This is a genomic window from Pseudomonas sp. RIT288, from assembly GCF_000631985.1.
GTDB lineage: Bacteria > Pseudomonadota > Gammaproteobacteria > Pseudomonadales > Pseudomonadaceae > Aquipseudomonas.
In genome coordinates, this window is record NZ_JFYN01000003.1 from 185,596 (window position 1) to 205,488 (window position 19,893).

The 19,893-nt window shown below is 60.7% G+C and carries 16 protein-coding genes; 13 read left to right on the top strand and 3 right to left on the bottom strand.

Annotated features, from left to right (window positions below; all coding sequences use genetic code 11):
• Window positions 1-2: 2 nt before the first annotated feature.
• The 5 genes from BW33_RS05430 to BW33_RS05450 all read left to right on the top strand — a co-directional run bounded on the left by BW33_RS05430 (window position 3) and on the right by BW33_RS05450 (window position 6,409).
• Complete coding sequence (locus BW33_RS05430) at window positions 3-1,325, top strand: DUF308 domain-containing protein (protein WP_047597550.1); 1,323 nt, start codon at window positions 3-5, stop codon at window positions 1,323-1,325.
• A 257-nt stretch (window positions 1,326-1,582) separates the two neighbouring features.
• Window positions 1,583-2,065, top strand: coding sequence for a MarR family winged helix-turn-helix transcriptional regulator (locus tag BW33_RS05435; protein WP_027614634.1), 483 nt, complete (start codon window positions 1,583-1,585; stop codon window positions 2,063-2,065).
• The gene (locus BW33_RS05440) at window positions 2,055-3,524 is read left to right on the top strand and encodes an efflux transporter outer membrane subunit (RefSeq protein ID WP_047597553.1); all 1,470 of its coding nucleotides are present in this window, start codon (window positions 2,055-2,057) and stop codon (window positions 3,522-3,524) included. The genes BW33_RS05435 and BW33_RS05440 overlap by 11 nt, the downstream gene beginning before the upstream one ends.
• 14 nt (window positions 3,525-3,538) lie before the next feature.
• Entirely contained in the window at window positions 3,539-4,741 is a 1,203-nt protein-coding gene (locus tag BW33_RS05445; protein WP_047597556.1) for an HlyD family secretion protein, read from the top strand.
• Between the two features lie 138 nt (window positions 4,742-4,879).
• The gene (locus tag BW33_RS05450) at window positions 4,880-6,409 is read left to right on the top strand and encodes a DHA2 family efflux MFS transporter permease subunit (RefSeq protein WP_047597558.1); all 1,530 of its coding nucleotides are present in this window, start codon (window positions 4,880-4,882) and stop codon (window positions 6,407-6,409) included.
• Window positions 6,410-6,511: 102 nt separating this feature from the next.
• Here the strand turns inward: BW33_RS05450 and lpxH are convergent, their stop codons facing one another.
• Window positions 6,512-7,264, bottom strand: a complete 753-nt coding sequence (lpxH, locus tag BW33_RS05455) for a UDP-2,3-diacylglucosamine diphosphatase (protein ID WP_047597559.1) — start codon at window positions 7,262-7,264, stop codon at window positions 6,512-6,514.
• Window positions 7,261-7,767 (bottom strand): peptidylprolyl isomerase, encoded by a 507-nt coding sequence (locus tag BW33_RS05460; RefSeq protein WP_047597562.1) that lies wholly within the window; start codon window positions 7,765-7,767, stop codon window positions 7,261-7,263. Before BW33_RS05460 ends, lpxH begins: the two co-directional genes overlap by 4 nt.
• 265 nt (window positions 7,768-8,032) lie before the next feature.
• Between BW33_RS05460 and BW33_RS05465 the strand changes: the two genes are divergently transcribed.
• Both BW33_RS05465 and cysS read left to right on the top strand, forming a co-directional pair.
• Window positions 8,033-9,733 (top strand): glutamine--tRNA ligase/YqeY domain fusion protein, encoded by a 1,701-nt coding sequence (locus BW33_RS05465; protein ID WP_047291683.1) that lies wholly within the window; start codon window positions 8,033-8,035, stop codon window positions 9,731-9,733.
• A gap of 22 nt (window positions 9,734-9,755) precedes the next feature.
• Window positions 9,756-11,138, top strand: coding sequence for a cysteine--tRNA ligase (cysS, locus tag BW33_RS05470; RefSeq protein ID WP_047597567.1), 1,383 nt, complete (start codon window positions 9,756-9,758; stop codon window positions 11,136-11,138).
• Window positions 11,139-11,502: 364 nt separating this feature from the next.
• Here cysS and BW33_RS05475 read toward each other — a convergent pair whose 3' ends face one another.
• Window positions 11,503-13,353 (bottom strand): sigma-54-dependent Fis family transcriptional regulator, encoded by a 1,851-nt coding sequence (locus tag BW33_RS05475; protein WP_047597569.1) that lies wholly within the window; start codon window positions 13,351-13,353, stop codon window positions 11,503-11,505.
• Window positions 13,354-13,693: 340 nt separating this feature from the next.
• Here BW33_RS05475 and BW33_RS05480 point away from each other — a divergent pair, with 340 nt between their 5' ends.
• From BW33_RS05480 to BW33_RS05505, 6 genes are read left to right on the top strand one after another with little or no spacing between them, the layout of a single operon-like run.
• On the top strand, window positions 13,694-14,788 hold the full coding sequence (locus tag BW33_RS05480) for an ABC transporter ATP-binding protein (protein ID WP_047597570.1): 1,095 nt from the start codon (window positions 13,694-13,696) through the stop codon (window positions 14,786-14,788).
• Complete coding sequence (locus BW33_RS05485; protein ID WP_047597573.1) at window positions 14,788-15,897, top strand: ABC transporter ATP-binding protein; 1,110 nt, start codon at window positions 14,788-14,790, stop codon at window positions 15,895-15,897. The genes BW33_RS05480 and BW33_RS05485 overlap by 1 nt, the downstream gene beginning before the upstream one ends.
• The gene (locus BW33_RS05490; protein ID WP_007961995.1) at window positions 15,894-16,760 is read left to right on the top strand and encodes a carbohydrate ABC transporter permease; all 867 of its coding nucleotides are present in this window, start codon (window positions 15,894-15,896) and stop codon (window positions 16,758-16,760) included. The genes BW33_RS05485 and BW33_RS05490 overlap by 4 nt, the downstream gene beginning before the upstream one ends.
• 9 nt (window positions 16,761-16,769) lie before the next feature.
• On the top strand, window positions 16,770-17,570 hold the full coding sequence (locus BW33_RS05495; protein WP_047597577.1) for a carbohydrate ABC transporter permease: 801 nt from the start codon (window positions 16,770-16,772) through the stop codon (window positions 17,568-17,570).
• Window positions 17,571-17,580: 10 nt separating this feature from the next.
• The gene (locus BW33_RS05500) at window positions 17,581-17,853 is read left to right on the top strand and encodes a DUF2160 domain-containing protein (protein WP_027614647.1); all 273 of its coding nucleotides are present in this window, start codon (window positions 17,581-17,583) and stop codon (window positions 17,851-17,853) included.
• A gap of 47 nt (window positions 17,854-17,900) precedes the next feature.
• Complete coding sequence (locus BW33_RS05505; RefSeq protein ID WP_047597580.1) at window positions 17,901-19,643, top strand: ABC transporter substrate-binding protein; 1,743 nt, start codon at window positions 17,901-17,903, stop codon at window positions 19,641-19,643.
• Window positions 19,644-19,893 lie beyond the last annotated feature (250 nt).

Here is a 19,893-nt window from a genome sequence, read left to right on the forward strand (position 1 = left end):
CTATGGTCCGCTTGAGTATGGTCCTGCTCGGTAATGACTTTGTCCGCAAGCGTTGGACCGCGCTGGCGCTGACCGGCATTGTCTGGGGCGCGGCCGGGGGCGCGATCTTCATCGATGCGCTGGACGGCGTGCTGTATTTTCCGCTGCATGTGTTCGGCTATCTGTTGTTGCTCGAGGCGCTGATCATTCTGCTGGTGCCGGCACCGCAGACCGGAACCGCCGCCGCTTTGCGCAAGGCGCGCGGTCTGGCGTTCCTGCTGCTCGGACTGTTGATCGTCGACCGGCAGCATGCGGCCAGCCTGATTCTGGCGCTGCTGTTTGGTGTGGCGTTTCTGCTTGATGGCGGCTTCCGGCTGGCAGCCGCGGTGGTGGTGCGCTTTGTCGGTTGGCAACTGTCGCTGCTGACCGGATTGTTCGAAATCGGCTTTGGCCTGTTCATCCTTGAACCGTATCCGACGCTGTACAAGGGCACGGTGCCGTTCTGCATCGGCATGAGCATTTTTCTCTCGGGTTGCGCGTTGTTGCGCCAAGCCGTGCGCTTCAGGCACCTGCCGCCGCTGACAAGCCCTGTTGCGCTCGGTGCGCCGGCCAGCAGCGACGCATTGGTCATTCATGTCTGGACCCCCAGCGGCACCGTCGATGACACTCTGGTGCGCAACCGTCTGCTCAACCGCTATATCGCCGCGGTCGACATCAACGGCGTGATCTCGGCCGGCCACGCGGCGCTGGAATGCGGCCCTGACATATACATCAGCCATTACCCGCTGGACGACATCGATCGTTCGGCGGGGGATTTCGTGCGCTTGCTGCGGGCGACGCCGAACAACGATGTCGCCGGGCGGTTTCTGCCTGACTATACGGGGGAGGTGGCGGACTGGTGCCCGTCTTCGGTTCAGGTCAGTTTTGCCCACTACGACGCCCGGCGACTGCAGGCGTTCTGGGCTGAGTATCGACAGAACAGCACGTACAACCTCACCAGCCGCAACTGCTCGAGTGCTGTCGCCCATAGCCTCGAAGCAGCCCTTGAAGGGGCGATGAATCGGGGGCATTCGAGCATGCTTGACTTCGCCCGAGTGATCCTCAGCCCCGAGTTCTGGGTGGCGGCTCAGGTGCGTAAACGCGCCGAAGTGATGGCCTGGACGCCCGGTCTGGTGCTCGACTATGCACGGGCGTTGCATGCCGCCATCGAGCCGGCGCCGCCGGGCTGGCACAGCATGTATGCGGTGGCCCGACGCGCCTGCGGTTATGCGCTGATGGCCTTGCGCGGGCGCGAAGTGCATCCCCTCCAGCCGCCGGCGGCTGCCCGTCCTTCCGATGAAGTCTGATCGGCTCTAAACCGAGTTGCTGCCATCGCGAGCAGGCTCACTCCTACATCGGATTGCTGATCGACGCGAAGTCTGTGGTCGCAGGAGATCCCTTGTAGGAGTGAGCCTGCTCGCGATGGTGTTTTTCCATGCAACACAAAAACCCAGTCCACTGGTCAACTAATTACAAAGCAACCTAACTATTACGTTGACATTCGCTGCCTAGGCAGTAACATCTCGACATACATTCACTGCCTAGGCAGTTATTAGGTGAGCACATGAAGCATTTCACCCCGGACGAATTCAAACACTGCCATCTCGGCCTGTTGCTCGGCCGTGCCGCGCTGCTCAAGGACCGGATCATCGACACCCATATGGAACCCCACGGCATCACCGCCGCGCAGTTCAAGGTGTTGATCATCATGGCCCAGTTCGGCGTCGACACCCCGGCCGAGTTGTGCCGGCATCTGTCGCTGGACAGCGGTTCGATGACACGCATGCTCGATCGTCTGGAGCAGAAAGGTTTCCTGGCTCGCCAACGCAGCGAAGGTGATCGCCGTCAGGTGCAGCTCAAGCTCACAGAGCAGGGCCAGCAATTGGCCGATCGCCTGCCATACATCGGTGCCGATGCGATGAATGAACTGGCCGGCGCGATCTCACGCGAAGAGCTGAAGACCCTGGAATACATCCTCAAGAAAATCCTGCTGGCAGCCGGTGACCCGATCACTATCCAGCGGTTAGGTGAACACAATGAGCGGTAAAACCTTGCGCAGCAGCCTCACCCTGGTGCTGTCGGCGATGATCCTCGCCGGCTGCGCCAACTACAGTGGCCTCGACACTCAGGGCAAAAATCTCGACGCGAAAAGCCTGAAAGTCGGCCAGTCGCTCAACGGCGTGAATCTGTCGCCGGCCGCGTGGCCAAAAAGCGACTGGTGGACCAGCCTTGGCGATCCGCAACTCGACGGTCTGATCCGCGAAGCGTTGCACGACAGCCCGGACATGCAGATCGCTGAAGCCCGCGCGCATCAAGCCAGCGCCGCCGCGTATGCCGCCGATGCCGAGCGCTATCCGACCCTCGACGCCAGCGCCGGCATCAGCCGTTCGCGGCTGGCCAAGGATCAGGACCCGCGAGGGCAGGGCGATGCTTACGCCACGGTGCGAAACGTCAGCGCCGGTTTCAATTACAACTTCGACTTGTGGGGCGGCCAGCGTGATGCGTGGGAGGCTGCACTCGGTCAGGCTCGCGCTGCCGAAGTCGATCGTCAGGCAGCGCAATTGACTCTGGCTGCCGATGTGGCCCGCGCCTACAGCGATCTGGGGCAGGCGCACATCGTTTATGACCTGGCCAACGAAGACCTCAAGCGCACCAGGCAGATGCTCGAGCTGAGTCAGCGCCGCCTGGGTGCCGGGATCGACAGCCAGTACCAGTTCCAGCAAACCCAGAGTCTGGAAGCCAGTTCCGAAGCCAGCCTGATCGACGCGGAAAAACGCTTGAACAGCGCCAAGATCGCCTTGGCTGTGCTGCTCGGCAAAGGCCCGGATCGCGGCAACGAAATTGCTCGGCCGAAAGTCTTGCAAGCCAGCGCCGTGGCGGTGCCGTCGGTATTGCCGGCGGAACTGCTCGGTCGGCGTCCGGATCTGGTCGCTGCGCGCTGGCGTGTAGAGGCGGCGAGCAAAGACATCGACTCGGCGAAAACCCGGTTCTATCCGAACTTGAACCTCACGGCTTCGGCCGGTGCGGAATCCTTGTTGGGTGACGCGATGTTCGGTTCGGCCAGTCGTTTCTTCAACATCGCCCCGACCATTTCGGTACCGATCTTCGACGGCGGGCGTCTGCGCGCCAACCTCGATGCGCGCGACGCCGATTACGATCTGGCGGTGGCGCAGTACAACAAAAGCCTGGTGAAAGCACTGGGCGATGTCAGCGACACGATCAACCAGTTGCGTGACATCGGCCGGCAGATCGGCGCGCAGCAACACGCCACCGAGATTGCTCAGGATTCTTACAACACCGTCGTCCAGCGTTACGGTTCCGGCATCGGCAACTACCTGGACGTGCTCAGCATCGAGCAACAATTGCTCCAGGCCCAGCGTCAGCTGGCCACCCTCAATGCCGAGCAGATCGACCTGTCGATTCAACTGATGCAAGCGCTGGGCGGCGGCTTTCAGGGTGAAACCCTGACCGCAGCCAACGCCACCCCAGCCACGTCGCACAACTAATTCAGGTATTTGTCATGGCCACTGCCGAAAACACTCAAGCTCAAGCCAACACCCCCGACACCGGCAATCCGCGCAAGCGCAAAGTCATGCTGCTGGTATTGGCCGTTATCGTGCTCCTCGCCTGTGCTGGCGTGTGGGCGTATCACGAATTCATCGGGCGCTTCAACGAAAGCACCGACGACGCCTACGTCAACGGCAACGTCGTAGAAATCACGCCGCTGGTGACCGGCACCGTGGTCAGCATCGGCGCCGACGACGGTGATCTGGTTCACGAAGGTCAGGTGCTGATCAACTTCGACCCCAACGACGCTGAAGTCGGCCTGCAAAGTGCTCAGGCAAAACTCGCGCGCACCGTGCGTCAGGTGCGCGGCCTCTACAGCAACGTCGATGGAATGAAAGCCCAGGTCAACGCGCAACAGGCCGAAGTGCAGAAGGCTCAGGACAACTATAACCGCCGGAAAAACCTCGCTGCTGGCGGGGCGATTTCCCAGGAAGAACTGTCCCACGCTCGTGACGACCTGACCTCGGCGCAAAACGCCTTGGCCAACGCCAAGCAGCAACTGAAAACCACCAGCGCACTGGTCGATGACACCGTGGTTTCGTCGCACCCGGACGTGATGTCCGCCGCTGCCGATCTGCGTCAGGCCTACCTGACCAACGCCCGTAGCACCCTGATTGCGCCAGTCACCGGTTACGTCGCCAAACGCACCGTGCAACTCGGTCAGCGCGTGCAGCCGGGCACTGCGCTGATGGCGGTGATTCCGCTGGATCAATTGTGGATCGACGCCAACTTCAAGGAAACCCAGCTGCGTGACATGCGCATCGGCCAGCCGGTGGACATCGAGTCCGACATCTACGGCAGCGACGTGAAATACAGCGGCACCGTCGACAGCCTCGGCGCCGGCACTGGCAGCGCGTTCGCCCTGTTGCCGGCGCAGAACGCCACCGGTAACTGGATCAAGATCGTGCAGCGTGTGCCGGTGCGGATTCACATCAACGCCGAAGAGCTGACCAAGCACCCGCTGCGGGTCGGTCTGTCGACCAACGTTGAAGTGAACCTGCACGACCAGAGCGGCCCGGTGCTGGCTCAGCAACCACCGCAAAAGGCTTCGTTCAGCACCAACGTCTACGACCGCCAACTGGCTGAAGCCGACGCGATGATTGCGCAGCTGATCCACGACAACAGCGCTGCGGTGAGCAAGACCGCGCAACGCTGACCTGCACGGACCTTGTAGGAGTGAGCCTGCTCGCGATAGCGGTGGATCAGTCAAGAAATTTCGGTCTGACACACCGCTATCGCGAGCAGGCTCACTCCTACAGGACTGCGGTGTCCATTAGATTCCAAAGGATTCACAATGAGCAATAACGCCTCTTTCACGCCGCCCAGCCTGTTGCTCAGCACCATCGGCCTGTCGCTGGCGACGTTCATGCAAGTGCTCGACACCACCATCGCCAACGTGGCGCTGCCGACCATTTCCGGCAACCTCGGCGTGAGTTCGGAGCAGGGCACCTGGGTGATCACCTCGTTTGCCGTGAGCAACGCCATCGCGCTGCCGCTGACCGGTTGGCTCAGTCGGCGTTTCGGCGAGGTTAAGCTGTTTTTGTGGGCGACCATCCTGTTCGTGCTGGCCTCGTTCCTCTGCGGTATCTCCACGTCGATGCCGGAACTGATCGGCTTTCGCGTGCTGCAAGGCCTGGTGGCCGGGCCGCTGTACCCGATGACGCAGACGCTGTTGATTGCCGTGTATCCCCCCGCGAGACGTGGCATGGCCTTGGCGTTGCTGGCGATGGTCACGGTGGTCGCGCCGATTGCAGGTCCCATTCTCGGTGGCTGGATTACCGACAGCTACAGCTGGCCGTGGATCTTCTTCATCAACGTGCCGATCGGCATCTTTGCGGTGATGGTGGTGCGCTCACAACTGGCCAAGCGCCCGGTGGAGACCAGCCGGCAGCCGATGGACTACGTCGGTCTGATCACGTTGATCATCGGCGTCGGCGCGTTGCAGGTGATCCTCGACAAGGGCAATGACCTGGACTGGTTCGAATCGAACTTCATCATCATCGGCGCGGCGATTTCGGTGATCGCGCTGGCGGTGTTCGTCATCTGGGAAATGACTGATCAGCATCCGGTGGTCAATCTGCGTCTGTTCGCCTACCGCAACTTCCGCATCGGTACGCTGGTGCTGGTGCTGGGTTACGCCGGGTTCTTCGGCATCAACCTGATCCTGCCGCAGTGGCTGCAGACGCAGATGGGTTACACCGCGACCTGGGCCGGTCTGGCGGTGGCGCCAATCGGCATCCTGCCGGTGCTGCTGTCGCCGTTTGTCGGCAAGTACGCGAACAAGTTCGACCTGCGCCTGCTGGCCGGTCTGGCGTTCCTCGCGATTGGCCTGAGCTGCTTCATGCGCGCCGAGTTCACCAACGAGGTGGACTTCCAGCACATCGCCCTGGTGCAGTTGTTCATGGGGATCGGCGTGGCGCTGTTCTTCATGCCGACCCTGAGCATCCTGATGTCCGACCTGCCACCAAGCCAGATCGCCGATGGCGCAGGCCTGGCGACTTTCCTGCGCACCTTGGGCGGCAGCTTTGCAGCATCGTTGACCACATGGATCTGGATCCGCCGCGCCGATCAGCATCATGCGTATATGAGCGAAAGCATCAGTACCTTCGAACCGGCGACTCGCGAGACCTTGAACCATTTAGGCGGCGCGAGCCAATCGGCGTACGCGCAGATGGATCAGATCCTCACCAGCCAGGCGTACATGCTCTCCACCGTGGATTACTTCACGCTGCTGGGCTGGGGCTTCATGGGGCTGATTCTGATTGTGTGGCTGGCGAAGCCGCCGTTTGCCGCAAAAGCAGGCCCGGCAGCGTCCGGTCATTGATTGTGCGGTGATCGCTAAAAGATCGCAGCCTGCGGCAGCTCCTACAGGGAAACGAATTCCAGTGTAGGAGCTGCCGCAGCTGCGATCTTTTGATCCTGGCTTTTAGATCGCGGGAGCGGGCAGGGCTGGCGGTGGGGCGAAGTCGAACGGCGCCAAGGCAAACCCGTTCTCATCCACCTGCAATGCCCAACCCTGACGATCCCAGTCCCCCAGCACAATCCGCTTCGCTGCCTGATCGCCGAGCTGCAGCTTGTGAATCGCCGGACGATGGGTGTGGCCGTGAATCAGGGTTTTCACCGCGTATTGCTGCATGATCCGCGGAATCTCTTCCGGCGTGACATCGACGATGTCATTGGCCTTCATCCGCGTCTGCGCGCGGCTTTCGCTGCGCAGCTTGCGCGCCAGTTTGTGGCGGGTGCTCAGCGGCAGGTGGCGCAGGACGAACAGGGTGATCGGGTTGCGCAGGTAGCGCCGCAGTTTCATGTAGCCCACGTCGCGGGTGCACAGGCTGTCGCCGTGCATCAGCAATACCGGCTCGCCGTAAAACTGCACGACACTCGGATCCTTCAGCAGCGTGCAGCCGGCTTCTTTGCAGAAAGCCTTGCCGAGCAGGAAGTCGCGATTGCCGTGCATCAGAAAGATCGCCGTGCCGCTGTCGCTCAATTGGCGCAGGGCCTGGCAGATGGAACGCTGGAAGGGCGTCATGGCGTCGTCGCCAATCCACGCCTCGAAAAAATCGCCGAGAATGTACAACGCACTCGCCGAGCGGGCGCGTCCGGCGAGCAAATCCAGAAACGCCCGGGTAATGTCCGGGCGCTCCTCTTCCAGATGCAAGTCTGAAATCAGCAATATCACGCTTCGATGATCTCGGCTTTCTCGATGATCACGTCGTCTGCTGGTACGTCCTGGTGGCCGGCCTTGGAAGTGGTGGCAACGCCTTCGATCTTGTCGACGACGTCGGTACCTGCAACCACTTTACCGAACACGGCATAACCCCAGCCCTGAGCGGTCTTGGCGGTGTGGTTGAGGAAGCTGTTGTTGGTGGCGTTGATGAAGAACTGCGCCGAGGCCGAATGCGGGTCCATGGTGCGGGCCATGGCCAGGGTGTACTTCTCGTTCTTCAGGCCGTTGTCAGCTTCGTTCTGGATGCTGGCACGCTTGTCTTTCTTTTCCTGCATGCCAGGCTGGAAGCCGCCGCCCTGGATCATGAAACCCTTGATCACACGGTGAAAGACTACGTTTTCGTAATGACCGGCCTTAACGTATTCAAGGAAGTTGGCAACGGTGATCGGCGCTTTTTCAGCGTCCAGTTCGATGACGATGTCGCCGTAGTTGGTGGTCAGTTTGACTTGAGTCATGATCGGTGCTCTTTTTCAATGAAGCGTTTTATAAGGAATTCGTGGGTAATGGGACATTTCGGCCCGTTACCGGTTCAGCCCGTGGGCCAAGGTGCGCAGTTTAGCGTGACAGGCGCGAATTTCGAGGCTGTTTTTCACATCCCGGCGATTAAATGCGCTCCTTTATAGGCCGTGCTCTGTCAGCCCCTTGACAGCATCGGCTATGATAGCGGCTTTGTTTTGTCTGGCCCCCTTTGCGGCCGCGCACATGTAAGTCAAGGATCCTATGAGCAAGCCCACTGTCGACCCTACCTCGAATGCCAAGTCCGGCCCTGCCGTGCCGGTCAATTTCCTGCGGCCGATCATCCAGGCAGACCTGGACTCGGGCAAGCACACCCAGATCGTCACCCGTTTTCCGCCTGAGCCCAACGGCTACCTGCACATCGGCCACGCCAAGTCGATCTGCGTGAACTTTGGCCTGGCCCAGGAGTTCGGCGGCGTCACGCACCTGCGTTTCGACGACACCAACCCGGCCAAGGAAGACCAGGAATACATCGACGCGATCGAAAGCGACGTCAAATGGCTGGGCTTCGAGTGGTCCGGCGAAGTGCGCTACGCCTCGCAATATTTCGACCAGTTGCACGACTGGGCAGTGGAGCTGATCAAGGCCGGCAAGGCCTACGTCGACGACCTGACGCCTGAGCAGGCCAAGGAATACCGTGGCAGCCTGACCGAGCCGGGCAAGAACAGCCCGTTCCGCGACCGTTCGGTGGAAGAGAACCTCGACTGGTTCGCGCGCATGCGTGCCGGTGAGTTCCCGGACGGCGCTCGTGTGCTGCGCGCGAAGATCGACATGGCCTCGCCGAACATGAACCTGCGCGACCCGATCATGTACCGCATCCGCCACGCCCATCACCACCAGACCGGTGACAAGTGGTGCATCTATCCGAACTATGACTTCACCCACGGTCAGTCGGACGCCATCGAAGGCATCACCCACTCGATCTGCACCCTGGAATTCGAAAGCCATCGTCCGCTGTACGAGTGGTTCCTGGAAAACCTGCCGGTGCCGGCCAACCCGCGCCAGTACGAGTTCAGCCGCCTGAACCTGAACTACACCATCACCAGCAAGCGCAAGCTCAAGCAACTGGTCGATGAAAAGCACGTCAACGGCTGGGACGACCCGCGCATGTCGACGCTGTCGGGCTTCCGTCGCCGTGGCTACACGCCGGCGTCGATCCGCAACTTCTGCGACATGATCGGCACCAACCGTTCCGATGGTGTGGTCGATTTCGGCATGCTCGAGTTCAGCATCCGTCAGGATCTGGACGCGAACGCGCCGCGCGCCATGTGCGTGCTGCGTCCGTTGAAAGTCGTGATCACCAACTACCCGGAAGGTCAGGTCGAGAACCTCGAACTGCCGCGTCATCCGCAGAAAGAAGAACTCGGTGTGCGCCAGCTGCCGTTCGCCCGTGAAATCTACATCGACCGCGATGACTTCATGGAAGAACCGCCAAAGGGCTACAAGCGCCTGGAGCCGAACGGCGAAGTGCGTCTGCGCGGCAGCTACGTGATCCGCGCCGACGAAGCGATCAAGGACGCCGACGGCAACATCGTCGAACTGCGTTGCTCGTACGATCCGGACACTCTTGGCAAGAACCCTGAAGGCCGCAAGGTCAAAGGCGTGATCCACTGGGTGCCGGCAGCTGCCAGCATCGAGTGCGAAGTGCGTCTGTACGATCGCCTGTTCCGTTCGCCGAACCCGGAGAAGGCCGAAGACAGCGCGAGTTTCCTCGACAACATCAACCCTGACTCACTGCAAGTGCTGACCGGTTGTCGTGCTGAGCCATCGCTTGGCAACGCACAGCCGGAAGACCGTTTCCAGTTCGAGCGCGAAGGCTACTTCGTCGCCGACATCAAGGACTCGAAACCAGGTCAGCCGGTATTCAACCGTACCGTGACCCTGCGTGATTCGTGGGGCCAGTGATTTAGCGTCAAGGAAATATAAAGTGCTGACGATCTACAACACGCTCACCAAGAGCAAAGAAGTCTTCAAGCCGCTGGATGGCAACAAGGTGCGCATGTACGTGTGCGGGATGACCGTGTACGACTACTGCCACCTCGGCCACGGCCGCAGCATGGTCGCGTTCGACCTGGTGACCCGCTGGTTGCGGTTCAGCGGTTACGACCTGACCTACGTGCGCAACATCACCGACATCGACGACAAGATCATCAATCGTGCCAACGAGAACGGTGAATCGTTCGAAGCGCTGACCGAGCGCATGATCGCCGCGATGCACGAAGACGAAGCACGCCTGAACATCAAGAAGCCGGACATGGAACCGCGCGCCACGGATCACATTCCGGGCATGCACGCGATGATCCAGACCCTGATCGACAAAGGCTACGCCTACGCTCCGGGCAACGGTGACGTGTACTACCGCGTCGCCAAGTTCATGGGCTACGGCAAGCTGTCGCGCAAGAAGATCGAAGACCTGCGCATCGGCGCGCGCATCGAAGTCGACGAGTCGAAAGAAGACCCGCTGGATTTCGTGCTGTGGAAAGCCGCCAAGCAGGGTGAGCCGAGCTGGGAATCGCCGTGGGGCGCCGGGCGTCCGGGCTGGCACATCGAGTGCTCGGTGATGTCCACCTGCTGCCTCGGTGAGACCTTCGACATTCATGGCGGCGGCAGCGACCTCGAATTCCCGCACCACGAAAACGAAATCGCCCAGAGCGAAGCGGCCACCGGCAAGACCTACGCCAACGCGTGGATGCATTGCGGCATGATTCGTATCAATGGCGAGAAGATGTCCAAGTCCTTGAACAACTTCTTCACCATTCGCGACGTGCTCGACAAGTACCACCCGGAAGTCGTGCGTTACCTGCTAGTGTCCAGTCACTACCGCAGCGCGATCAACTACTCGGAAGACAACCTCAAGGACGCCAAGGGCGCTCTGGAGCGTTTCTACCACGCGTTGAAAGGCCTGCCGAGCGTTGCCCCGGCCGGCGGCGAAGCGTTCGTCGAGCGTTTCACCGCGGTGATGAACGACGACTTCGGCACGCCGGAAGCCTGCGCGGTGCTGTTCGAGATGGTGCGTGAGATCAACCGTCTGCGCGAGAGCGATCTCGATGCGGCGGCCGGTCTGGCGGCGCGTCTGAAAGAACTGGCGAGCGTGCTGGGCGTGTTGCAACTGGAAGCCGATGACTTCCTGCAGGCAGGCGCCGAAGGGCGTGTCGATGCGGCTGAAGTCGATGCGCTGATTGCTGCACGTCTGGCGGCACGCGCCGGCAAGGACTGGGCCGAATCCGACCGCATCCGCGACCAGCTCACCGCCATGGGCGTGGTGCTGGAAGATGGCAAGGGCGGCACGACCTGGCGTCTGGCTGACTGATTGCTTGATCGATAAAAAACAAAACCCGCCTTGTGCGGGTTTTTGTTTATGCGCATGGCTCAAGTACTGCAGTGACAGGGCTGATGCCTTCGCGAGCAGGCTCGCTCCTACAGTGGATCGTTGCGCGACACACATCCCCCCAGGGAGCGAGCCTGCTCACACACATCCCCCGTGGGGGCGAGCCTGCTCACACACACATCCCCGTGGGAGCGAGCCTGCTCACACACATCCCCCGTGGGAGTGAGCCTGCTCACACACATCCCCCGTGGGAGCGAGCCTGCTCACACACATCCCCCCTGGGAGTGAGCCTGCTCACACACATCCCCTGTGGGAGCGAGCCTGCTCGCGATTGACCGCGCAGCAGTCAGCTCTCCGCCTGGCGCAAGCGCTTGTAGAGCGTATTGCGGCTAACCCCCAACCGCCGCGCCAGATGCGAAATATTCCCCCCGGCTGCTTTCAACTCGCGGTTCAACGCCTCCACATCATTCAGATCCAGCCCCAGCGGCGGCACGCTCTCCACCGGCTCCATCTCCAGATCGACAAAAAAGTCATCCGGCAGATGCTCCGGCCGCACCGGTTGTTCCTCGGCCATTGCCAGCGCCACCTGCATCACGCTGCTGACCTGACGCAGATTGCCCGGCCACGGGTGTCGCTCGAACAGCTCCAGCACTTCACGGCTGAGCCCGGCCCACTGCGTCGGTTCGCGATGCTGTTCCCACAGCCGTTTGAACAGCGCCTGCTTGTCGCTGCGCTCGCGAAGTGGCGGCAATTCCAGGGTCAAACCGCCGATGCGGTAGTACAAGTCCTCACGAAACCGCCCCAGTTGCACTTGTTCGCGCAAAGAGCGATTGGTCGCCGAGATAATCCGCAGATCCACCGGGAACAGCTCACTGCTGCCCACCGGTTGCACGCAGCGCTCCTGCAACACCCGCAACAACCGCGCCTGAGTCGGCAAGGGCATGTCGCCGATTTCATCGAGGAACAGCGTGCCTTTGTCAGCCTTGCGGATCAGGCCGATGCTGCCTTTCTGGTTGGCACCGGTGAACGCACCTTTTTCATAGCCGAACAGTTCCGACTCCACCAGTTCGGCGGGGATTGCCGCGCAGTTGACGGCGATGAATGCCTGTTTGCTGCGTGAGCTGGCCTGGTGCAGGGCTTTGACGAAGACTTCCTTGCCGACCCCGGTTTCACCGTGGATCAGCAGCGGGATGTCTTTTTCCAGCAGGCGTTCGGCCTGGCGTACGGCTTTCTCCACGCGGCTGTCGCCAAAGTGCAGGGAACTGAGGCTGATCGTTCCCGGCAGTTTGGTCGTCGCTGCGGCGGGCTTGGGTTCGGCAAATACCCGGGGCTGAATCGGTGCCTGTTTCGGCCGCTTCAGCAAACACTGAAAACGGTTGCGCCCGGAGGTCTGCAGGGCGAACGGCAATCCGTCAGGCTGATTCAACAGCTCCAATAGCGACACGTTGAACAGGCTCTCGACACTGACCCGCGACAGGCGCACGCCGAGCAGATTGTCCGCCCGGCGATTAGCCGACAGCACCTGACCGCTCTCATCGAAAATCAGCAAACCGGCCCACTGACTGTCGAGGTTGTTCAACCCGGTGTTGAAGGTCAGTTGAAAGTGCTGGCCGTGGAACAGGTTGAGGATCAGCCGGTTCTCCACGGTCTGGCTCATCATCTTGACCATGCCCAGGGTGTGCGAGGGCGGCAGATAGCTGTCGCTGGACACGTCGAGCACCGCGATGACCTTGCGCTCGGCATCGAAAATCGGCGCGGCGGAACCGGTCATGAAGCGGTTGGCCTTGAGGAAGTGCTCATCGTGCTCGATGTGCACCGCCTGTTCGCAGGCCAGCGCGGTGCCGATCGCATTGGTGCCACTGGAGCGCTCCATCCAGCTCGCTCCGGCGCGAAAGCCCCGGGCCAGGTTCGGCTCGATAAAGCGCTGAGTGCCCCAGGATGTCAGCACCTGGCCCTGATGGTCGGCGAGCATGATCAGGCAGTTGGAGTTGCTGAGGATGTTCTCGTAGTACGGCAGCACCTCCTGATGGGTGGTCTGCACCAGCGCGTGGTGACTGTCGAGCAACTGTGCGATGCCGGCCGCAGGCAACTGATCGAAGGCCGGAGCGCTTTGATGGTTGAGACCGAAGGCGCGGCAACGTTGCCAGGAACTCTGGACGATCGCGTCGTGGGACAGCGGCGGGGCAGGTGCGGCCATGGCAGTCAGCCTCTGATGCAGCGTTTTTATTATTGTTATGACCCACACATTTCCCCTGTAGGAGCTGCCGAAGGCTGCGATCTTTTTACTTTTGTTTTTAACAACAAGATCAAAAGATCGCAGCCTTCGGCAGCTCCTGCAGGGTGCGTGAACAGTCCATAGAGTGTTGTTCACAATTGTTCATTGTCAATCGCCCAACTGTTCAAATGTGTTCAGCAATGAACGCCCATTCCCCGCGGTTTCAACGATTTTCACCACAAATCAACCACTTGCCATTTCTGGCACGAATGTCGCTCTGCTGCACAGGTCGCTTGACTCCAATAATAAAAAAGGCCGAGCCATGTCACTCACCCTGGAGCACGTCAGCCGCACCGTCGAGGGCCAGACCTGGATCGACGATGCCTGTCTGAAATTCGAACCCGGATCCTTCAACGTTCTGCTCGGCCGCACGCTGTCGGGCAAGACCAGCCTGATGCGCCTGATGGCTGGTCTGGACAAGCCCGACAGCGGACGCATCCTGATGAACGGCGTCGACGTCACCCTGCGCCCGGTGCGCCTGCGCAACGTGTCGATGGTCTATCAGCAGTTCATCAATTACCCGACCATGACCGTGTTCGAGAACATCGCCTCGCCGTTGCGTCAGGCCGGTATTGCCAAGGACATCATCCACAGCAAGGTGCTGGAAACGGCGAAGATGCTGCGCATCGAGAAGTTCCTGCAGCGCTATCCGCTGGAGCTGTCCGGCGGCCAGCAGCAGCGCACGGCGATGGCCCGGGCGCTGGTCAAGGATGCCGAGCTGATTCTGTTCGACGAGCCGCTGGTCAACCTCGATTACAAGCTGCGCGAAGAACTGCGCCAGGAAATGCGCGAGCTGTTCAAGCTGCGCCACACCATCGCGATCTACGCCACCACCGAACCGAACGAAGCGTTGGCGCTGGGCGGCACCACGACGATTCTGCACGAGGGCCGGGTGATCCAGAGCGGCCCGTCGACCTCGGTCTACCACCAGCCGCAAACCGTGCTGGCGGCGGAGTTGTTTTCCGAACCGCCGATCAACCTGATGCCCGGGCGCATTGCCGGCAACGAAGTCAGCTTCGCCAACTTCGTGCACTTCCCGCTGAACGTCGACCTGCGCCCGGTGGGCGAGGGCGAGTTTCGCTTTGGTGTGCGCCCCAGCCATATCTCGCTGGTACCGAGCAACGATGACGATCTGGAACTGGCAGTCACCGTCGAAGTGGCGGAGATCAGCGGCTCGGAAACCTTCCTGCATGTGCGCAACGAGCATTTCCTGCTGGTGCTGCACCTGCCGGGGGTTCACGAATACGACGTCGATGCGCCGATCCGCATCTATATCCCGACTCACAAACTGTTCGTGTTCGATGCGCAGGGCCGTCTGGTGCAGGCACCGGGCCAACGTGTCGCGAGGGTTGCCTGATGGCCGAAATCCGTTTGCAGCACCTCGCCCACAGCTACAGCAAAACCCCGAGTGGGCCTGACGATTACGCGATCCGCGAGATGGATCACATCTGGGAGCAGGGCGGCGCCTATGCCTTGCTCGGCCCGTCGGGTTGCGGCAAATCGACCTTGCTCAACATCATTTCCGGCCTGCTCAGCCCCTCGCAGGGGCATGTGCTGTTCGATGGCAAAGCGGTCAACGACCTGACCCCGGAGAAGCGCAACATCGCCCAGGTTTTCCAGTTCCCGGTGGTCTACGACACCATGACCGTGTTCGATAACCTCGCCTTCCCCCTGCGCAATCAGGGCATGGCCGAGGCGAAAGTGCACAGCAAGGTGCAGGAAATCGCCGAAGTCCTTGACCTGCAAAACCTGCTGAGCAAGAAAGCGCGCAACCTCACCGCCGACGAAAAACAGAAAGTCTCCATGGGCCGTGGCCTGGTGCGCGACGACGTCTCGGCGATCCTTTTTGACGAGCCGCTGACGGTGATCGACCCGCACCTGAAGTGGAAGCTGCGACGCAAGCTCAAGCAGATCCACGAGCAGTTCAACATCACCATGGTCTACGTCACCCACGATCAGCTCGAAGCTTCGACCTTCGCCGACAAGATCGCGGTGATGTACGGCGGGCAGATCGTGCAGTTCGGCACGCCCCGGGAGTTGTTCGAGCGGCCGAGCCACACCTTTGTCGGCTACTTCATCGGCAGCCCGGGGATGAACCTGATCGAGGTGCAGCCGCAGCCGGGCGGGGTCGGTTTCGCTTCGACGCACTTGCCACTGTCCGACGCCTTGCAACGGCATATCGAACATGGTCAGTGGAAAAATCTGAAGGTCGGCATCCGCCCGGAGTTCATCCATGTCTGGGACGAGCCGTTCGACGAGGCGATGCAGGCGCGGGTGGTACACGTCGAAGACCTCGGCACCTACAAGATCCTCACCCTCGACCTCGATGGCGCGCCGCTGAAGGTGCGTCTGGCCGAGGACAAACCGGTACCGCAGGGCACGGCGTACATCAGTTTTCCGGCACAGTGGCTGATGGTCTATGCCGATGAGTTTCTGCTTGAAGCCGATGAAGAGGTGCAGCCATGAACAAGGTGCAGAACAACAAGGCCTGGTGGCTGGTGTTGCCGGTGTTTCTGCTGGTGGCGTTCAGTGCGGTGATCCCGATGATGACCGTGGTCAACTACTCGGTGCAGGACATCTTCGACCAGTCCAGCCGCTACTTTGTCGGCGCCGACTGGTACAAGCAGGTGCTGCTGGATCCGCGTCTGCATGACTCGCTGCTGCGCCAGTTCATCTATTCGGCCTGCGTGCTGTTGATCGAAATCCCGCTGGGTATTGCCGTCGCCCTGACCATGCCGACCAAGGGCCGCTGGTCGTCGGTGGTGCTGATTATTCTGGCGATTCCGTTGCTGATCCCGTGGAACGTGGTTGGCACCATCTGGCAGATCTTCGGTCGCGCCGACATCGGTCTGCTCGGGTCGAGCCTGAATGCGCTGGGCATCAGCTACAACTACGCGGCCAACACAATGGACGCCTGGGTCACGGTGCTGGTGATGGACGTCTGGCACTGGACTTCGCTGGTGGCACTGCTGTGTTTCTCCGGGCTGCGGGCGATTCCCGACGTGTATTACCAGGCGGCGCGGATCGACCGCGCCTCGGCCTGGGCAGTGTTCAGGCACATCCAGTTGCCGAAGCTGAAAAGCGTGCTGCTGATCGCGGTGATGCTGCGCTTCATGGACAGTTTCATGATCTACACCGAGCCGTTCGTGCTCACCGGTGGCGGGCCGGGCAATGCCACGACCTTCCTCAGTCAGACCTTGACGCAGATGGCGGTCGGCCAATTCGATCTGGGGCCGGCAGCGGCGTTCTCGCTGGTGTACTTCCTGATCATCCTGCTGGTCTCGTGGCTGTTCTACACCGCCATGACCCATTCCGACGCCAACCGCTGAGGCCCGGCCATGAGCAAGAGAAAGCTGATTCCATTGCTGGTTTATATCCTGTTTCTGCTGGTGCCGATCTACTGGCTGCTGAACATGTCGTTCAAGAGCAACACCGAAATCCTCGGTGGGTTGACTCTGTTTCCGCAGGATTTCACCTGGCACAACTACAAGGTGATTTTCACCGACCCGAGCTGGTACACCGGTTATCTCAATTCGCTGTATTACGTCAGCCTGAACACGGTGATCTCGCTGAGTGTGGCGCTGCCGGCGGCGTATGCGTTTTCGCGCTATCGCTTCCTTGGCGACAAGCACCTGTTCTTCTGGCTGCTGACCAACCGCATGGCGCCGCCGGCGGTGTTTCTGCTGCCGTTCTTCCAGCTCTATTCGTCGATCGGGCTGTTCGACACGCACATCGCCGTGGCCTTGGCGCACTGCCTGTTCAACGTGCCCCTGGCGGTGTGGATTCTTGAGGGTTTCATGTCCGGGGTGCCCAAGGAAATCGACGAAACCGCGTACATCGACGGCTACAGCTTTCCCAAGTTCTTCGTGAAGATTTTCCTCCCGCTGATCGGCTCCGGCATCGGCGTCACGGCGTTTTTCTGCTTCATGTTTTCCTGGGTCGAACTGCTGCTGGCGCGCACGCTGACTTCGGTGAATGCCAAGCCGATTGCCGCGGTGATGACCCGCACCGTGTCGGCCTCCGGCATCGACTGGGGCGTGCTGGCGGCGGCGGGGGTGTTGACCATCCTGCCGGGCATGCTGGTGATCTGGTTTGTTCGCAACCACGTGGCCAAGGGCTTTGCCCTCGGTCGGGTCTGAGGAACGCATGATGGAATGGATGAGCTGGACCACCCCCACGGCGGGGTTCTTTATCGCCATCGGCCTGTTGCTGGTGGGCATGACCACCTGGGAATTGCGCTCGCCGAGCATCCTGCGGCGAGGTTTTCTGCCGATTGCCACCACCCGTGGTGATCGCTTGTTCATCGGTCTTCTCGGCAGCGCCTACCTGCATCTGCTGGTAATCGGCGTCACCGACTGGAGCATCTGGGTAGCGTCCGCGCTGTCTCTGGTGTGGCTGTTGGTTGTGATGCGCTGGGGCTAGTCGAGTCGCTCGGCAATCGTGCTCCGTAACTCAAACTGGAGGTCTCTATGTTCGACAAAAACAATAAGCTGCGACATAGCATTTCATTGGCAGCCTTGCTGGCACTCAGCGGTTTGAGCGCATCTGCCTGGGCCGATGCCTACGAAGACGCTGCGAAAAAATGGATCGGCAGCGAGTTCAAACCGTCGACCCTGACGGCCGAGCAGCAGCTCGAAGAATTGAAGTGGTTCATCAAGGCCGCCGAGCCGTTTCGCGGCATGGAAATCAAAGTGGTTTCCGAGACCCTGACCACCCACGAATACGAGTCCAAGGTGCTGGCCAAGGCTTTCAGCGAAATCACCGGGATCAAGCTCACCCACGACCTGCTGCAAGAAGGCGACGTGGTGGAAAAAATGCAGACGGTGATGCAGTCGGACAAGAACATTTACGACGGCTGGGTCAACGACTCGGACTTGATCGGTACGCACTTTCGCTACGGCAAGACCGAATCGATCACCGACCTGATGGCCAACGAAGGCAAGAACTTCACCTCGCCGACCCTCGACATCAAGGACTTCATCGGCATCTCGTTCACCACCGCGCCGGACGGCAAGATCTATCAACTGCCCGATCAGCAGTTTGCCAACCTGTACTGGTTCCGCGCCGACTGGTTCGAACGCGCCGATCTGAAAGCCAAGTTCAAGGAGAAGTACGGCTACGAACTCGGCGTGCCGGTGAACTGGTCAGCCTATGAAGACATCGCCAAATTCTTCAGCGAAGACGTCAAGGAAATCGACGGCAAACGCGTCTACGGCCACATGGACTACGGCAAGAAAGACCCGTCGCTGGGCTGGCGCTTCACCGATGCCTGGTTCTCCATGGCCGGTGGCGGCGACAAGGGCCTGCCCAACGGCTTGCCGGTGGACGAGTGGGGGATTCGCGTCGAGGACTGCCACCCGGTCGGTTCCAGCGTGACCCGCGGCGGCGACACCAACGGCCCGGCGGCAGTGTTCGCCACGCAGAAATACGTCGACTGGCTCAAGGCCTACGCGCCACCGGAAGCAGCGGGCATGACCTTCTCCGAGTCCGGCCCGGTGCCGTCGCAAGGCAACATTGCCCAACAGATCTTCTGGTACACCGCGTTCACCGCCGACATGACCAAACCGGGCCTGCCGGTGGTCAACGCCGACGGCACGCCGAAATGGCGCATGGCGCCGTCGCCGCGCGGGCCGTATTGGGAAGAGGGCATGAAGCTCGGCTATCAGGACGTGGGCTCGTGGACGTTCATGAAATCCACGCCTGAGAAACAGAAGCTGGCGGCGTGGCTGTACGCCCAGTTCGTCACTTCGAAAACCGTGTCGCTGAAGAAAACCATCGTCGGCCTGACGCCTATTCGTGAGTCGGACATCAACTCGCAGGCGATGACCGATCTGGCGCCTAAACTCGGCGGTCTGGTCGAGTTCTACCGCAGCCCGGCCCGCGTGCAATGGACCCCGACCGGAACCAACGTGCCGGACTATCCGCGTCTGGCGCAGCTGTGGTGGAGCCACATCGCCGAAGCGGCCAGCGGCGAGAAGACTCCGCAACAGGCGTTGGACGGCCTGGCCAAGGATCAGGACGCAATCATGACCCGTCTCGAACGCTCCAAGGCCCAAGCGGTGTGCGCCCCGAAAATGAACCCGGAACGCGACGCGCAATACTGGTTCGACCAGCCGGGCGCACCGAAACCGAAGCTGGCCAACGAGAAGCCGAAGGGCGAGACCGTGAGCTACAACCAACTGCTGAAATCGTGGGCGGATGCTCGCAAATAAGTCTGAACTGTGAACAGCGAACGGCACCGAAAGGTGCCGTTTTTTTTGCTGTCCGATCTACCGTAATCGCTTGCAGGCAAGCTCCCACAAGTTTCAGTGGTGTCCACAAAACTCAAAAACACCCCGATCCCTGTAGGAGCTGCCGCAGGCTGCGATCTTTTGCTCCTGATCTTCCAAGGCCAAGGCAAAAGATCGCAGCCTGCGGCAGCTCCTACAGGACATCGGTCAATGCCGGCTTCATGTTTGAATT

What these genes read in the sequence shown, in the direction of transcription:
- BW33_RS05430 (WP_047597550.1), top strand. Translation starts at nt 3, where the DNA reads ATGGTCCGCTTGAGTATGGTCCTGCTCGGTAATGACTTTGTCCGCAAG.
- BW33_RS05435 (WP_027614634.1), top strand. Translation starts at nt 1,583, where the DNA reads ATGAAGCATTTCACCCCGGACGAATTCAAACACTGCCATCTCGGCCTG.
- BW33_RS05440 (WP_047597553.1), top strand. Translation starts at nt 2,055, where the DNA reads ATGAGCGGTAAAACCTTGCGCAGCAGCCTCACCCTGGTGCTGTCGGCG.
- BW33_RS05445 (WP_047597556.1), top strand. Translation starts at nt 3,539, where the DNA reads ATGGCCACTGCCGAAAACACTCAAGCTCAAGCCAACACCCCCGACACC.
- BW33_RS05450 (WP_047597558.1), top strand. Translation starts at nt 4,880, where the DNA reads ATGAGCAATAACGCCTCTTTCACGCCGCCCAGCCTGTTGCTCAGCACC.
- BW33_RS05460 (WP_047597562.1), bottom strand. Translation starts at nt 7,767, where the DNA reads ATGACTCAAGTCAAACTGACCACCAACTACGGCGACATCGTCATCGAA.
- BW33_RS05465 (WP_047291683.1), top strand. Translation starts at nt 8,033, where the DNA reads ATGAGCAAGCCCACTGTCGACCCTACCTCGAATGCCAAGTCCGGCCCT.
- BW33_RS05475 (WP_047597569.1), bottom strand. Translation starts at nt 13,353, where the DNA reads ATGGCCGCACCTGCCCCGCCGCTGTCCCACGACGCGATCGTCCAGAGT.
- BW33_RS05480 (WP_047597570.1), top strand. Translation starts at nt 13,694, where the DNA reads ATGTCACTCACCCTGGAGCACGTCAGCCGCACCGTCGAGGGCCAGACC.
- BW33_RS05485 (WP_047597573.1), top strand. Translation starts at nt 14,788, where the DNA reads ATGGCCGAAATCCGTTTGCAGCACCTCGCCCACAGCTACAGCAAAACC.
- BW33_RS05490 (WP_007961995.1), top strand. Translation starts at nt 15,894, where the DNA reads ATGAACAAGGTGCAGAACAACAAGGCCTGGTGGCTGGTGTTGCCGGTG.
- BW33_RS05495 (WP_047597577.1), top strand. Translation starts at nt 16,770, where the DNA reads ATGAGCAAGAGAAAGCTGATTCCATTGCTGGTTTATATCCTGTTTCTG.
- BW33_RS05500 (WP_027614647.1), top strand. Translation starts at nt 17,581, where the DNA reads ATGGAATGGATGAGCTGGACCACCCCCACGGCGGGGTTCTTTATCGCC.
- BW33_RS05505 (WP_047597580.1), top strand. Translation starts at nt 17,901, where the DNA reads ATGTTCGACAAAAACAATAAGCTGCGACATAGCATTTCATTGGCAGCC.